At 69.5% G+C, this 14,704-nt stretch carries 14 protein-coding genes; 8 read left to right on the top strand and 6 right to left on the bottom strand.

The window, feature by feature from the left end:
* Window positions 1-10: 10 nt before the first annotated feature.
* The 3 genes from ACQZ13_RS07115 to ACQZ13_RS07105 form a co-directional block, all read right to left on the bottom strand.
* A complete protein-coding gene (locus tag ACQZ13_RS07115; protein ID WP_088408356.1) occupies window positions 11-469 on the bottom strand; it encodes a (2Fe-2S)-binding protein in 459 nt (152 codons plus the stop codon).
* Window positions 466-1,302 carry a hypothetical protein gene (locus ACQZ13_RS07110; RefSeq protein WP_431050530.1) on the bottom strand — a complete coding sequence of 279 codons (837 nt, stop codon included), beginning with the start codon at window positions 1,300-1,302 and terminating at the stop codon, window positions 466-468. Before ACQZ13_RS07110 ends, ACQZ13_RS07115 begins: the two co-directional genes overlap by 4 nt.
* 201 nt (window positions 1,303-1,503) lie before the next feature.
* Complete coding sequence (locus ACQZ13_RS07105; RefSeq protein ID WP_431050528.1) at window positions 1,504-2,373, bottom strand: DMT family transporter; 870 nt, start codon at window positions 2,371-2,373, stop codon at window positions 1,504-1,506.
* A gap of 139 nt (window positions 2,374-2,512) precedes the next feature.
* On the opposite strand from ACQZ13_RS07105, the gene ACQZ13_RS07100 reads away from it, so the two are divergent.
* Window positions 2,513-3,847: a PLP-dependent aminotransferase family protein gene (locus ACQZ13_RS07100; RefSeq protein WP_431050526.1), complete on the top strand. Its 1,335-nt coding sequence runs from the start codon at window positions 2,513-2,515 to the stop codon at window positions 3,845-3,847.
* A 134-nt stretch (window positions 3,848-3,981) separates the two neighbouring features.
* Here ACQZ13_RS07100 and ACQZ13_RS07095 read toward each other — a convergent pair whose 3' ends face one another.
* On the bottom strand, window positions 3,982-4,932 hold the full coding sequence (locus tag ACQZ13_RS07095; protein WP_431050524.1) for a class I SAM-dependent methyltransferase: 951 nt from the start codon (window positions 4,930-4,932) through the stop codon (window positions 3,982-3,984).
* A 128-nt stretch (window positions 4,933-5,060) separates the two neighbouring features.
* Between ACQZ13_RS07095 and ACQZ13_RS07090 the strand changes: the two genes are divergently transcribed.
* The 6 genes from ACQZ13_RS07090 to ACQZ13_RS07065 all read left to right on the top strand — a co-directional run bounded on the left by ACQZ13_RS07090 (window position 5,061) and on the right by ACQZ13_RS07065 (window position 11,300).
* Complete coding sequence (locus ACQZ13_RS07090) at window positions 5,061-5,537, top strand: DUF4124 domain-containing protein (protein ID WP_431050522.1); 477 nt, start codon at window positions 5,061-5,063, stop codon at window positions 5,535-5,537.
* Window positions 5,538-5,746: 209 nt separating this feature from the next.
* Window positions 5,747-6,871 (top strand): protein adenylyltransferase Fic, encoded by a 1,125-nt coding sequence (gene fic / locus ACQZ13_RS07085; RefSeq protein WP_431050520.1) that lies wholly within the window; start codon window positions 5,747-5,749, stop codon window positions 6,869-6,871.
* A 76-nt stretch (window positions 6,872-6,947) separates the two neighbouring features.
* Window positions 6,948-7,232, top strand: a complete 285-nt coding sequence (locus ACQZ13_RS07080; protein WP_088408361.1) for an EF-hand domain-containing protein — start codon at window positions 6,948-6,950, stop codon at window positions 7,230-7,232.
* Window positions 7,233-7,625: 393 nt separating this feature from the next.
* On the top strand, window positions 7,626-8,858 hold the full coding sequence (locus ACQZ13_RS07075; RefSeq protein ID WP_431050518.1) for an HlyD family secretion protein: 1,233 nt from the start codon (window positions 7,626-7,628) through the stop codon (window positions 8,856-8,858).
* Window positions 8,810-10,945: a peptidase domain-containing ABC transporter gene (locus tag ACQZ13_RS07070; protein ID WP_431050516.1), complete on the top strand. Its 2,136-nt coding sequence runs from the start codon at window positions 8,810-8,812 to the stop codon at window positions 10,943-10,945. Before ACQZ13_RS07075 ends, ACQZ13_RS07070 begins: the two co-directional genes overlap by 49 nt.
* 115 nt (window positions 10,946-11,060) lie before the next feature.
* Window positions 11,061-11,300 carry a hypothetical protein gene (locus tag ACQZ13_RS07065; protein ID WP_431050514.1) on the top strand — a complete coding sequence of 80 codons (240 nt, stop codon included), beginning with the start codon at window positions 11,061-11,063 and terminating at the stop codon, window positions 11,298-11,300.
* Between the two features lie 159 nt (window positions 11,301-11,459).
* Here ACQZ13_RS07065 and ACQZ13_RS07060 read toward each other — a convergent pair whose 3' ends face one another.
* Together ACQZ13_RS07060 and ACQZ13_RS07055 are read right to left on the bottom strand one after the other, a co-directional pair.
* A complete protein-coding gene (locus tag ACQZ13_RS07060; protein WP_431050512.1) occupies window positions 11,460-12,251 on the bottom strand; it encodes a transporter substrate-binding domain-containing protein in 792 nt (263 codons plus the stop codon).
* A gap of 97 nt (window positions 12,252-12,348) precedes the next feature.
* Window positions 12,349-13,461 (bottom strand): porin, encoded by a 1,113-nt coding sequence (locus tag ACQZ13_RS07055; protein ID WP_431050510.1) that lies wholly within the window; start codon window positions 13,459-13,461, stop codon window positions 12,349-12,351.
* A gap of 249 nt (window positions 13,462-13,710) precedes the next feature.
* Here ACQZ13_RS07055 and ACQZ13_RS07050 point away from each other — a divergent pair, with 249 nt between their 5' ends.
* Window positions 13,711-14,703, top strand: a complete 993-nt coding sequence (locus ACQZ13_RS07050; protein ID WP_431050508.1) for an Abi family protein — start codon at window positions 13,711-13,713, stop codon at window positions 14,701-14,703.
* Window position 14,704: the final 1 nt, after the last annotated feature.

The following is a 14,704-nucleotide window of genomic DNA, read 5'->3' as shown; positions in this document are numbered from 1 at the left end:
TCGTGCTCCTTCAGGCCAGCGCGAGCGCGGCGTCCTTGACGGCGGCATGGATCCGCACGTAGGTGCCGCAGCGGCAGAGGTTGGCGCTCATGGCGGCGTCGATGTCGGCGTCGCTGGGCTTGGGATTGGTCTTGAGCAGCGCGACGGCCGCCATGATCTGGCCGCTCTGGCAGTAGCCGCACTGCACGACGTCGTGCTTGACCCACGCGTCCTGCACGGCCAGGCCGATGGGGTCGCCCCCGACGGCCTCGATGGTCGTGATCTGCTGGCCGGCCACCGACTCGATCGGCGTGACGCAGGCACGGCGCTGCTGGCCGTCGATGTGCACGGTGCACGCGCCGCAGACGGCGATGCCGCAACCGAACTTCGTGCCCGTCATGCCCAGCGTGTCCCGCAGGACCCACAGCACCGGCGTGTCGCCCGGGACGTCGACTTGTTGCGCCTGTCCGTTGAGACGGAACGAAATCATGGCTGGCTCCTCGAAGCTTGCTGAACGTTGGTGGCGCTGATGGCGCTGATGGCGCCGGTGGCGCCGGTAGCGCTGGTGGCGCGGGGGACGTCGCTGCCGTTGCCGGCGAGCGCGCGCAGGTGCTCGACCACGCCCTGCGTCGCGTCGGCCTTCGTCGTGCCGACGGACTTGCGCAGCGGCTCGGTGGCGTCGCAGGGCGCGCCGTTGCGGATCCAGGTCCTGACCTGCTCGTCGAAGCTCGCCTTGTCCAGCGGCGGCAGCGAGCGGCCGGGACCGGGCTTCCAGCCCCACGCGACCAGGTGGTCCGTGACCATGTGCTGCTCCAGCATCGCCAGCGAGCGGTTGCCGTTGGTCTTCGGCTCCCGGAAGACCTTGCACAGGGCCGCGCCCTGCAGGCCGACCCAGTTCATCTTCATGTTGGCCGGCGGCATGTGCCAGCCGGGCTTGCCGTCGGTCTCCAGTCCCGGCGGCGCGTGCGGCAGCGGGCTGTTCTGCGTCGAATGGCAGGTCGTGCACTGCAGCGGCGCGACGCCCTTGCCGTCCGCGCCGCGTTGCACCGGCGGGTAGTGCAGTCGGCTGAAGTCACCCTGCAGCGGGGAGTCCGGCACATGACAGTTCAGACATCGCGGATGCTTGAGCACGCGCTCCAGCTGCGCGAAGGCGGCGAGGCCGTCCTGCCGGTTCGGCGTGGCCGAGATCGGCGTCGGCGTGAACTCGCCCGGGCCGTCGGCCGCGTGGACGAGCGGCGTCGCGAGCGCCATTCCCAGCACCGCCGTGCACGCCATCGCGCAAGGCGATGACCAAGAAGAATCCCATGCGAAGCGAGCACCCATGTCGACCTCCTGTCTGCTGCGTCGTGACCCGGAGCAGTCTAGGAAGGCGACAGGGGTCACGGCTTGCCTGATGCGACGGGAAACTTGCCCGATCCGCCGGCTGCGGAGGCGGGCAAGGGAGGTTCCCGTCGTCGTCGACGCGCGTCCCCGGTTTGCGGCGGTGGCTGGGCGGCGGCCCGGTGGTGGCTCGCCGGCCGCGACTCAGCGTGCGCGCGAGAAATGCCGCGCGCCCGCGACGCACCCGATGACGGCGACGGTGACTGCAAGCATCGCCGGACTCACCGATTCGCGCAACAGCCCGGCGGCGAGCGCCAGGCCGAACAGCGGCTGCAGCAGCTGCAGCTGCCCGACGGCCGCGATGCCTCCTTGCGCCAGACCGCGGTACCAGAAGACGAAGCCGATCAGCATGCTGAACAGCGACACGTAGCCCAGCCCCACCCAGGCCGGCGCGCCCACGCCGGCGACGCTGTCCGGCAGCCGCCACAGCGCGAGCGCGAGCATCGCCGGCAGCGACAGCACCAGCGCCCAGCAGATCACCTGCCAGCCGCCCAGCGTGCGCGAGAGCTTGGCGCCCTCCGCATACCCGAGTCCGCAGACGAGGATGGCCGCGAGCATCAGCAGATCCCCGGCCGGCGAGGCGGTCAGCCCCTGCGCCGCCGCGAAGCCGATGACCAGCAGGCTGCCGAGGACGGAGAAGATCCAGAACACGGGCCGCGGCCGCTCGCCGCCGCGCAGCACGCCGAAGGCGGCGGTCGACAGCGGCAGCAGGGCGATGAAGACGACCGAATGCGCCGAGGTCACATGCTGCAGGGCGAGCGCCGTCAGCAGCGGGAAGCCGATGACGACGCCGACCGCGACGATGACCAGCGGCACCGCCTGCACGCGCGTCGGCCACCTGGCCCGTAGCAGCCACAGGGCCAGCAGCGCGAGCGCGCCGGCGATCGTGGCGCGAGCGGCCGTGAGGAAGACCGGCTCGAAATCCGCCACGGCGACCCGCGTCGCCGCCAGCGAGCCGCTGAAGATCAGCATGCCGATGAATCCGTTCAGCCAGCCTCGCGATGCGGTGTCCATGTCCTCGGTGCCTCGATGGGAAGTGAGGACGCAGCGTAGGCCACCGTCTCAATACAATCAAAGAATTGTCATGGATACAGGCGCGACCGGCGTTCGGAATCGGCTTTCGGACTCGGCGCGTGGAACGGAGACGGAAGACATGGCGCAACCCAGGTACAAGGCGGTGGTGGACCGCCTCGCGGCGGAGATCCGGACCGGCGTGCTGCCGCCCGGCGCGCGGTTGCCGACGCACCGGGAACTCGCCGGGCGCGAGGGCTTCGCGCTGGTGACGGCGACGCGGGTGTACGCGGAGCTGCAGGCGATGGGCCTGATCAGCGGCGAGACCGGCCGCGGCACCTTCGTCAAGGAGACGGCGCTCGCGACCGGCCTGGGCGTCGACCTGGACGCGGTGGCGGCGGACATGGTCGACCTGAGCTTCAACTATCCCTCGCTGCCCGGACAGGCCGAGCTGCTGCGCGGCGCGCTGCGTCAGCTGGCCGGGGCGGGCGACCTGGAAGCGCTGCTGCGTTATCAGCCGCATGGCGGCCGGCCGGCGGATCGTGCCGCGATCGCGCGGCATCTGACGCGACGCGGCCTGACGGTCGAGGGCGCCCGGGTGCTGATCGTCGACGGCGCGCAGCACGGGCTGGCGGTGACGCTGATGGCGCTGCTGGAACCCGGCGACGTCGTCGCCGTCGATGCGCTGACCTATCCCGGATTCCGGCTGCTCGCGGGGATGCAGCGGCTGGAGCTGGCGCCCGTCCCGTCAGCGGGCGCGGGGCCGGACCTCGACGCGCTGGAGGCGCTGTGCCGACGTCGTCGCGTCAAGGCGATCTACACGATGCCGACGCTGAACAACCCGCTGGGCTGGGTGATGGCGGCGACGCGGCGGCGCGAGCTGGTGGCGCTGGCGCGGCGGCACGACCTGCTGATCGTCGAGGACGGCGCCTACGCCTACCTCGCCGAGGATCCGCCGCCGCCGCTGGCCATGCTGGCGCCGGAGCGCACCGTCTACGTCTCGGGCTTCTCGAAGAGCGTCGCGGCGGGGCTGCGGGTGGGCTTCGCGGTGGCGCCGGCGGACCGGGTCCATGCGCTGGAGCGCGCGATCCGCGCGACGACCTGGAACACGCCGGGCGTGATGACCGCGATCACGGCCGGCTGGCTGGAGGACGGCACGGTGTCGCGGCTCGAGACTCAGAAGCGCGAGGATGCGAAACGCCGTCAGCGGCTGGTGGCCGAGCGGCTGGGCGCGATGAAGCGCGTCGGGCATCCTTCGTCCTACTTCGTGTGGCTGCCGCTGGGCGAGGAGGTCCGCGCAGATCAGGTCGCGATGGCGCTGCAGCACGAGCGGGTGTCGGTGTCCACGGCCGAGCCCTTCGCCACGTCGAAGCAGGTGCCGCACGCGATCCGGCTGGCGCTGGGCTCGGTGGACTTCGCACGGCTGCGTGTGGCGCTCGACCGCGTCAGGGAGGCGATCGAGGCGCGGAGCTTCTGAGGCGGGGGCAAGAGGAGTCAACGCCGCGGTCCGAGCCGGCCGGGCTCCCTCTCCCGCTTGCGGGAGAGGGTGGGGGGTGAGGGCCAGCAGACGCTGCAGTCAGCAGGCTTCAGCACTTCCACCGCCGCTGGCCCTCACCCCTGCCCTCTCCCGCAAGCGGGAGAGGGAGCAAGACGGCGGTAGACCAGCACCTTGAGCGAGCGTTCCTCCGACACGTCGGCGAAGGCCTCGGGGTTGGCCACGCGTTCGATGAATTCGAGCTCCGGCGCTTCCGCTGCGATCGTCTCGCGCAGGAAGTCGGTGCCGAGCTTGGGCGTGTTCAGGCAGACGAGCGCGTGGCCGCCGGGCGCGAGCAGCTCGGGCAGCTTGCGCGCGAGGCGCGCGTAGTCCTTGGTCGCGACGAAGCTGCCTTTCTGGTAGCTCGGCGGGTCGAGCACGACCAGGTCGTAGGGCGCGCCGCGGCGGATCTTTCCCCAGGAGTTGAAGATGTCGTGCGCGTGGAACGCGGCGTGGTCCTGCACGCCGTTGAGCTGGTGGTTGCGCCGGCCGGTGGCGAGCGGGCCGCGCGCCATGTCGTAGTTGTCCACGGTCCCGGCGCCCGCGTGCCGGGCGACGACCGAGAACGCGCAGGTGTAGGCGAAGAGGTTGAGCACCGATCCGCCCGGGTTCGCCTGCGCCCAGCGTCGCACCCATCGACGGCCTTCGGCCATGTCGAGGAAGAAGCCGTGGTTCTGCCCGTGCGGCAGGTTGACGTGGAAGCGCACGCCGTCCTCCTCGACGACGTGCTCGTCGGGCAGCGCGCCGGCCATCAGACGGTTGGCGGGGCGGTTCTCGTCGCGCTCCTGGAAAAGCCAGTTCAGCGGCTCGCCCGGCGCGATCTCGGCCCAGCGCGCGGCGAGCGCGTCGCCGATGCGGGAGAGTTCCTCCTCCGTGACCGGGGCGAAGCTGGTCAGCAGGAAGACCGGCGGATAAGCGTCGAGCGCCCACTGCTCGCAGCCGGGAAAGCGTCCGCCGCGACCGTGGAAGACGCGGCAGGCGTCGGTGGGCGGCGTGAGGGCAGCGATGGCGTCGAGGAGCGGTTGCATGTGGGGGCTCGGGGAAGGGCGTCAGTGTAGACAGCCTTGGCCCACCCCTTCCGGAGGGATGGGCCGCCTGGGTGAGACTGGCTACAGTCCCTCCCTCCAAAAGAACAATCGATTCCAGGGAGGGCGCCATGACAAGTCCGGCGCAGAAGAAGGTGCGGCGGCCTGCTTTCGAGCGCCGCCTGCGGATGTCGGCGATCGCCGTCGCACTGAGCCTGCCGGCCTTGGCCTCGCAGGCGCAGCAGGTCTACAAATGGGTGGATGCCAACGGCCGCGTCCAGTATTCGGAGCGCAAGCCCACGGCATCGGGCGTCCAGCCGACGGAGATCAAGCCGCCCCCGCCGCCCCAACCGGCACCCGCACCCGTGCCGATGTATCGATCGCAGACGGAGTCCTTGAAGCAGTCGCCCGTACCCGCTCCTGCACCGCGCCAGGAGCCCTACGTGCCGCGGTCGCTGTCGGCAGGACTCAATCGGGAAACCGACGCCTATCGATGCGCGTTGGCCAAGGATGTCCTGAGCGGCGCGGTCCAGCACTCGAACGGCGCACCCACCGACAACCACGACCGCCAGGTGGCGCAGAACGATCTGCGCTTGTTCTGCAAGTGATGGGAGTCCGTGGGAAGGACCCCGATCAGGCGCCCGCCTCATGTCGTCAGAAATCGGTTTTGGCGACACGTTCTTTCGATATGTCGCCGGCGGCGACATGAGATCCCGCTCATGTTCTCAAAAATCAATTTCGGCGACACGTTAGGTTGACGTGTCGCTGTCGGCGACATATGGTGTGGCTCATGTCGTCAAAAGTCGATTTCGAGAACATGACCGGATTGCCGGTCCCCTGGGCGCCCGAACGCCCATTCAACGATCTGCCTCCGCTGCCCCCCGTCGCCGAGCTGGAATCACGCGCCGTGCTCAAGCAATGCGTGGCCTCCCGAGCCGCGCTTGCCGGCCTGAAGCAGGCCGCCGAACTGATCCCCAACCAGACGATGTTGATCAACACGATCCCCATCCTGGAGGCCAAGGACAGCTCGGAGATCGAGAACATCGTCACCACGGCCGACAAGCTGTTCCAGTACGCCCAAGGCCCCGAGGCCGCCGCCGACGCAGCGACCAAGGAGGCGCTGCGCTACCGCACCGCCCTGTATGCGGGCTTCCAGTCGCTGGCGAGCCGGCCCCTGTGCACGACCACCGCGGTCCAGATCTGCAGCACGATCAAGGATGCGGACATGGACATCCGCCGAGTCCCCGGCACCCAACTCGCGAACACCATCACGGGTCAGATCATCTACACGCCGCCCGAAGGCGAGGCCCGCCTGCGCGACATGCTGGCGAACTGGGAGCGCTTCCTCCATGAGACGGTCGAGCTGGACCCGCTGGTGCGCATGGCTGTCGGCCACTATCAGTTCGAGGCGATCCACCCCTTCACCGACGGCAACGGCCGGACCGGACGGATCCTCAACATCCTCCACCTGATCCAGGAAGACCTGCTCTCGCTGCCGATCCTCTACCTCAGCCGCTACGTGATCGCGCACAAGAACGACTACTACCGCTTGCTGCTGGAGGTCACCCGCGACCACGCCTGGGAACCCTGGGTGATGTTCATGCTGAAGGCCGTCGAAGAGACGGCCCACTGGACGACCGCCAAGATCCTCGCGATCCGCGCGCTGTCTGAAGCGGCGGTGAGTCACGTCCGTCAGCACCTGCCGAAGATCTACAGCCGCGAGCTGGTCGATGCGATCTTCGAGCAACCGTACTGCCGCATCGGCACGCTGGTCGACAAGGGCATCGCGCAACGACAGGCCGCCTCGCGCTACTTGCAGGAACTGGTGGACATCGGTGTCCTGGAAGAGATCAAGGCCGGCAAGGAGAAACTGTTCATCCATCCGAGGCTGCTGGCGCTGCTCGCGAGCGACGCGAACGACATCCCCGGCTACACCCGTTGACGAAGCTTTACCGCGCCGTCATCGGCGTTCGCGCATGGAGCGGCGATCCTTCAGGCTCCACTTCAGCGGAGTTCACATGAAAGCAGTCCTGACCGCCATGGCCGGCGCCGTGATCGCGACCCTGGCCCTCACCGCCCTGCCCGCGCACGCCCAGAACGGCAAGGCCGCCCAGAAGCTCGAGGACCGGTTCGCCGCCGCGGACAAGGACCACGACGGCAAGCTCACCAAGGCCGAAGCCGAGGCCGGCATGCCCCGCCTGGCCAAGCACTTCGACGAGGTCGATACGCAGAAGACCGGCTCGGTCACCCTCGACCAGGTCAAGCAGTACGCCGCGGCCCAGATGAAGGACCGCAAGAAGTAAGACCGGCGTGGGCGCCGCGCCACATCCAGGCACGATCTTCGATCGCAGTCGCCGCGCGCCGCTCCCCCATCGCCATCAGCTGTTCGAGGGGATCCCCCGGATCCCCTCCCTCTTCCGAGGGGGTGCTCCCGCTCCGCGGCGACACCTCCGGAGCCCGCGATGACATGGACGTGCGGCTCATCCGCACATCCGCGCCATCGTCGACGCGGTCTCACTGCCATCGAGCACGTCGCTCGACGGAAATCAATCCTCTTTCGGAGCCCCCTCCCCGCCGATCGCCGCAGCGTCTGAATGCGCCGAAGAATCCGATCCATTGCCGCCAGCGCGGCGTCATGGACGGGTTCGCATCACATGTTCCGGGCAGCGGTCAGGGAATCTCAACAAGCCTCGTGGATGGGCAGCATCCGCGTCGCGCGGCGGCCGGAGGCCGGCCTCGTCGCGGCGGTCGCCGTCGGGCTGGCGCTCGCGCTCATCGCCTTCGCGCTGATCGGTCAGGTCTCGCGCAAGGCCCGCGTGCCCGGGCTACTGATGCCGGTCGGCGGCCTGCTGCAGGTCGCGGCGCCGCTGGCGGGACAGGTCGAGGATCTGCTCGTCGACGAAGGCGACGCGGTGCGACGTGGACAGCCCCTCGTGCGCATCCGCAGCGAACGCGTGGTCGACGGCGGCGACATGACCGCACTCAACCTGCGCGCGGTCGACGCGCGGCGCGACAGCCTGACCACCGAGCGCCGGCTGCAGCAGCGCCAGGCGGACGAGCGCCGCGAGACGATCGCCGCGCGCCTGCGCAGCCTGCGTGTGGAGACGGACCAGGCGACCGAGGAACTGGACATGGTCCGTCAGCGCGTCGCGCTCGCGCAGCGGAGCCGCCAGCGATACGCGGCGCTGGCCGAGAAGGGTTACGTGTCCGAGATCCAGGCCCAGCAGAAGGACGAAGAACTCCTCGACCTCCGCGCCCGTGAGCGCGGCGCGCAACGCGCGATCGAAGCGCTGGCGCGCGAGGCGCGCGTGCTCGATGCCGAGCTCGCCTCGATCCCGACGAGCCTGGCCACGTCGATGACGCAGCTCGACCGCGTCGTGGCGCAACTGGAGCAGGAGCGCGCCGAGCTGCAGGCCCGCGCCGGCATCGCCGTCACCGCGCCCCGCGACGGCCGGGTGAGCGCCCTCCCCTTGCGCGCCGGGCAAGCGGTGCAGATGGGACAGACGCTGGTCTCGCTCGTGCCGGCCTCCGGCGCCGCGCCGCCGCGCCTCCTCGCGCAGCTCTATGCACCGAGCCGCACGGTGGGCTTCATCCAGCCCGGCCAGCCGGTGTGGCTGCGCTACGCCGCCTACCCGTACCAGAAGTTCGGCATGGCCAGAGGCGAGGTCGCCCGCGTGAGCCCCACGCCGATCGCGCCGCAGGACCTGCCGGCCGGGCAGGCGCAGGCGCTGGCCAGTGCGGCGCAAGCGAACGAGCCGCTGTACCGGATCGATGTGCGCCTGGATCGCGAGGACATCGCCGCCTATGGCCGCGACCTGCCGCTGCGCGCCGGCATGGCGCTGGACGCCGACGTGACCCTCGAGCACCGGCGCATCTGGGAATGGCTGCTGGAACCGCTGCTCGCCACCGCCCGCCGGGTCCAGCCTTGACGGTCCGCCCCACGCTCCTCCTCCAATCCGAGATCGCCGAATGCGGCTTGGCCTGCCTGGCCATGATCGCGTCGGCGCACGGGACCGCCGCGACGCTGCCGGACTTGCGCCGCCGCTTCCCCGCCGCGCTGAAGGGCATGCAGCTGCGCCACCTGATCGAGGTCGCCGCCGGCCTCGGCTTCTCCGGCCGGCCGCTGAAGCTGGACCTGTCCTCCCTCGGCCATCTGACGCTGCCGTGCATCCTGCACTGGGACCTGCGCCACTACGTCGTGCTGACCCAGGTCCGCAGCCGTCGCGTCACCGTGCTCGATCCGGCGGTCGGCGAGCGTCGACTCACGCTCGACGAGGTCTCCGCGCACTTCACCGGCGTCGCGCTCGAACTGACACCCAACGCCGACTTCCGGCCCGCCGCGCCCGCCCCGCGCGTGTCGCTGGGCGCGCTCACCGGCAAGGTGCTGGGCCTGCGACGCTCGCTGCTGCAGATCGGGCTGGTCGCGCTGGTGCTGGAGCTCTTCGCGATCGTCGCGCCGCTGTGCCAGCAGCTCATCGTCGACGACGTCCTCAGCTCAGGCGACCGCGACCTGCTGAAGGTCCTCGTCCTCGGCTTCGGACTGCTGCTGGCGACGCAGACGGCGCTGGGCCTCGCGCGTTCGTGGCTGCTGATCCTGCTCACGCAGACGCTGTCGCTGCAGTGGCGCGCCAACGTCTTCGCCCATCTGCTGCGGCTGCCGGTCGCCTTCTTCGAGCGCCGCCACCTCGGCGACGTCAGCTCGCGCTTCGGCGCGGTCGAGGCGATCCAGAAGACGCTGACCAGCGCCGCGATCGAGGCCGTCCTCGACGGGCTGATGGCCGCGGCGGCGCTGGTCATGATGCTGGTCTACGCCTGGCAGCTCGCGCTGGTGGTGCTGGGCGCCGTCGCGCTGTACGGGCTGCTGCGCTGGGCCGCCTACCGGCCGCTGAAGGAAGCCGCCGCGGAGCGGCTGATCGTCGCCGCGCGGGAGCACTCCCACTTCCTGGAGACGCTGCGCGCGATCACGCCGCTGAAGCTGTTCGGCCGCGAGCAGGAGCGCCGCGCGCAGTGGCAGAACCTGGTCGTCGAGGTGCAGAACCGCGACGTCCGCACGGCGAGACTGTCGATGGCGATCGGCGCGGCCAACACCTGCCTCTTCGGTCTGGAGAACCTGCTGGTGCTGTTCCTGGGCGCCGGGCTGATCCTGGACGGCCAGCAGGCCGGCGCGGTGGCGATGACGGTGGGCATGCTGTTCGCGTTCCTCAGCTACAAGGCGCAGTTCACCGGGCGCGTGTCGGCGCTGATCGACTATGCGGTCGAGTGGCGCATGCTGGGCCTGCATGCCGAGCGCCTGGCCGACATCGCGCTGGAGCCGCCCGAGCCGGACGAGGTGCCGGCGAGCGACCTCGCGCACCTGGCGCCGAGCATCGAGCTGCGCGACGTCAGCTTCCGCTACGGCGCGCACGAGCCGTGGATCCTCCGCCATGTGAACCTGACCGTGCCGGCGGGCCAGAGCGTCGCGATCACCGGGCCCAGCGGCGCGGGCAAGACGACCTTGCTGAAGGTGATGCTGGGGCTGCTGGAACCGGTCGAGGGCGAGGTGCGCTACGGCGGCCTGCCGCTGCGGCAGCTGGGTCTGAAGAACGTGCGCGGCCGCATCGGCACGGTGATGCAGGAGGACGTGCTGCTGACGGGCTCGCTGGCGGACAACATCGCCTTCTTCGACGCGCGGCCGGACCCGGAGCGCGTGCGGGCCTGCGCGTCGCTGGCGCAGATCGACGAGGACATCGCCGGCATGCCGATGGGGTACCAGACGCTGGTCGGTGATCTCGGCAGCGGGCTGTCGGGCGGGCAGAAGCAGCGGCTGCTGCTGGCGCGCGCGCTGTACCGCGGGCCGGGCATCCTGGCGCTCGACGAGGCGACCAGTCACCTGGACGTCGCGCGCGAACGCGCGGTCACGGCGAACCTCGCCGGCCTGACGCTGACGCGGCTGATGATCGCGCACCGGCCGGACACGATCGCGGGCGCACAGCGCGTGGTGGTGCTGGAAGGCGGCGCGTTGCGCGAGGTGGCATGACCTGGCCCTTCTCCCCCTTTCGGTGGCCCCCGCCGGAACCCGCTCGCGGGGGAATGCTTCATCGGGCTCATCGCCCTAGAGTCGATTCATCCCAACCCCTGAACCTGAAAGGCTGATGATGTTTGAAGAGCTGACGACGCAGGAGATCGCGCTGGTGAGCGGCGGCGATCGCTGGGCGGGCACGCCGGAAGGCCGCATGCCGTGCCTGTACAGCGCGGCGATGAGCGTCCCCCTGCCGGGAGGCACGGGAGCGGCGGGCGCCGCAGGCGCTGTTGGCGCGGCGAGCGGTGCGCCGGGCTTGGCACCGTTGGCGGGCCCGTCCTTGCCGTCGAAGGTGGCGTTCATGAGCCGCTGATCGTGGTCTGGCGGCACGGACGTCTGCGAGAGGCTTGCAGACGTCCAAGAGAAAAGGGCCGGCGCGAGCATGTCGCGCCGGCCCTGCCGATGATCAACGACGACCCGGCGGCCACGGGCCGCAGGATCAAGAGGAGGTCACCGTGAGATCACGTGGCGATCACTTGTTTTCGATGGGCTTGCTGACGTCGCGTTCGAACCACTTGGTGGAGATCTTGGCGTAGGTGCCGTCGGCCTGGAGGTCGGCGAGGGCCTTGTCGATGGCGGCCTGGAACTTGGGGCTGCCCTTGCGGAACGGGATGGCGTTGGTGGCGGGTTTGCCGATGGCGGCGCCGGCCTTGACGGGCAGCTTGGTCTTCTCCTTGAGGTAGGGGATGAGCAGGCTGTCGTTGAGTGCGGCGTCGATGCGGCCGGTGGCGAGGTCCTGGAGGTACTCGGTGGCGCCGGGATAGGTGCGGACTTCGGCGCCGTCCCAGGACTTGGCGAGTTCAGCGAAGTTGGAGCCTTGGCCGACGCCGATCTTCTTGCCCTTGAGGTCCGCGGCGGTGTTGAGCGGGCGGGTTTCGTTGGCGCGGATGATCAGCTGCGGATACGAGGTGACGTAGGGCGCGCTGAAGTCGAAGGTCTTGCGGCGTTCGTCGGTGGCGGCGACCTGGTTGACGATGACGTCGTACTTGCCGGCCTGGAGGCCGGCGAGGATGCCGCTCCACTCGGTGGTGGTGAATTCGGGCTTGACGCCGAGCTTGGCGGCGAGGGCCTTGGCGATGTCGACGTCGAAGCCGTCGAGCTGGCCCTTGGCGTCCTTGAAGTTGAACGGCGGGTAGGTGCCCTCGACGGCGACGCGCAGCGTGCCGCGGGACTTCACGTCGTCGAGCAGGTCGGCGGCGTGGGCCGCGAGCGAAGCGCCAGCGAGCAGCGCGGCTGCGATCAGGGAAGTGCGGAGTGCTTTCATGGGGCCCCTCGTTGTTCGTAGGAAGGGCCGATGTTGCCACCAGTCGCCCCCGTCAACGGGCATATGGATATGCCGCGCAAGACATGAGGGACAGGGTTCAGAACGCGTGCCGCATCCCCAGCGCGAAGACGGTGGGTTTCTCCCCGGCGCCGACGCCCAGCGGATTGATGGCGAAGTCGTAGGCGGCGCGGGCCTGGTTGTCGATGCGCGAGACATAGGCGTAGAAGCCGGTGCGCTTGGACAGCGTGTAGTCCGCGCCCAGCGTCCACTGCCGCGAGCCGGTGTCGTCGCCGGCCGAGACGAAGCCGACGCGCGTGCCTGCGGGGCCCTTGCCCTCGCCCGCGTGGGTGAAGCTGGCGCGCAGGCTGGTCGCGCCGATCTGCCAGGTCGCGGCGACGAAGACGCTGTCGCGCGTCAAGGCGCCGATCGGCGTCTCGTAGCGCAGGCGCTCCACGGCGGTGGCGAGTCGCCCCGGCCCGAAGCGGTAGGCGGCGCCGAGCTTGGTGGCGGAGTCCGTGAGCTGCGGGCCCTGGTAGTCGCGGTGCTGCTCGTGGGCGAGCGCGAGGTTCCAGGGGCCTGCCTCCCAGGTGACGGAGGCGGACAGCAGCTGCGGCCGCGCGCCGTTCGGACCGACCTCGCCATCGTTGAAGGCGTAGGCGATGCGGCCCACGAGGCCGGCGAGCACGGAGTCGCCGCTCCACGCCGGGGTCCAGTACTGGACGATGTTCTGCTGCCGCCGGTCGAAGGACGCGGTGTTGCCGAGGTGGTTGGTGGTCGGCGCGGAGCCGTTGGCCATCAACGCCATGTAGCCGGCGGTCGTGGGATACCAGGGGTCGAGCGTGCTGGTCGCCAGCAGGTAGGGCGTGCCCCAGTGGCCGGCGAACAGCAGGCCGTAGGGTGTCTGCAGCCCGACGCGCGTATCGCGGTTGGCGAGGGACGGACCGACGCCGGTATCGAGGGCGAGCGAGCCCTCGATCTGGAACAACGCCTGGACGCCGTCCCCCAGGTCCTCGGCGCCGCGGAAGCCGATGACGGAGCGGTTGTTGGACTCGCGGTTGACGGCGCGGTCCCGCGGCGAATGGCTGGCATCGGCGTGCTCGAGCGAGACGTTGAGCCGGCCGTAGATCGTGACGGTGGATTGGGCGTGGGCGGCGGTCGCGATGAGCGCGAGGCTGCCCAGGGCCAAAGGAGGAAGGAAGCGGCAATGCATCGGAGCGAACGAGGTGGCGTCACCGCGATGTTGGCGCGAGCCGGCGGATTGCGGCTCTCTCCTTTGGGGTTGAAGGGCGTCGTTCGTGCGCAAGACCTGCCGCTGCCCCGGCGAGTCCTCCAGCGGCGCCCCAAAGGAAAACGGCCGCTTACGCGGCCGCCTCCTCGTTGCGTCTTGGGGCCCGACGTCCGTCCGGAGAGGGAACTGTCAGGTCATGGGATCCAAGCGTCTACAGCGAAATCATAACGCATGATCACTCTTACCAATCCTCATGCCGCAAGCCATTCGGGCCGGGCCCAGTCGTTCTCGCAAGCCCGGCTGAGCAGTTACCGCACGTTCCTCGGCGCAGTCGATGATGCCCAAGCGTTGGCACTCCACGAGTGGAACGACGAACTGAGTGTTTGCCTGTTCCGGCTCCTCCGAAAGATCGAGATTGTTCTCCGCAACCAGCTCCATAAAGCGCTCAGCGCTCGGTATGGCGCGTTGGGAGGACCTGGCAGCAAGGACTGGTACGCGCATGTGGCGCTCAGCACTTCCTCGATGGAGAAGATCCGGAAGATCACCCATCTCCACCAGGGCACCCAGCACCTGCCACGCGTGCCGCCGCCTTCTCCTGATGATGTTGTCTCCAAACTGACTTTCGGCTTCTGGCCGCATCTCTTGGACCTTGCACGGGATGCACAGCGTCGACCTGTCGATTGGGGATCGATGCTGCTCGACGTGCTGCCGGGGCACCGGCAGAGGCAGGCCAGCTACTGGGCAAAGCGCAAGCACCAGGACGCGCTGTTCGCACGCCTCGTCCTGTGCAACGATCTCCGCAATCGGATTGCTCATCACGAGCCGATCTGGAAGTTTGGGCCGTTGTTGAAAGAAGCTAGGTCTCGCCTTGGTAGTCCAGTGACGCATGAGGCACCTGCTCCGACCTCTGTGCCAGAGACATTGGCGCGCCTTCTCCTGATCTATGGTCGATTGACGGAGCTGCTCGGGTGGCTCTCGCCGGAAACGGCTGCGCATCACGCGGTCAGCGAGCTCGACCAGCGATGCAGGACCTTGATGCAGATCGAGGCCGTGTTGGCCCACCAACACGCGTTGCAGCCAGCCACGATCGACCTCGCCACCGTCTCCAACTTGCGGGTGCTGCGAAAGACGTTGCGACACGCCTCGCGTCGTCAGCAGCCGGCGTTGCTCAAGGATGGCCACCGCACGCTCGGCAACCTGACTTGCCAGTTGCTTCGGGAATGAA

This window comes from Roseateles sp. L2-2, assembly GCF_050613215.1.
Lineage (GTDB): Bacteria > Pseudomonadota > Gammaproteobacteria > Burkholderiales > Burkholderiaceae_C > Roseateles > Roseateles noduli.
Note: the sequence above shows the minus strand (reverse complement) of the source record. Positions and strands in the feature narration are given on the sequence as shown.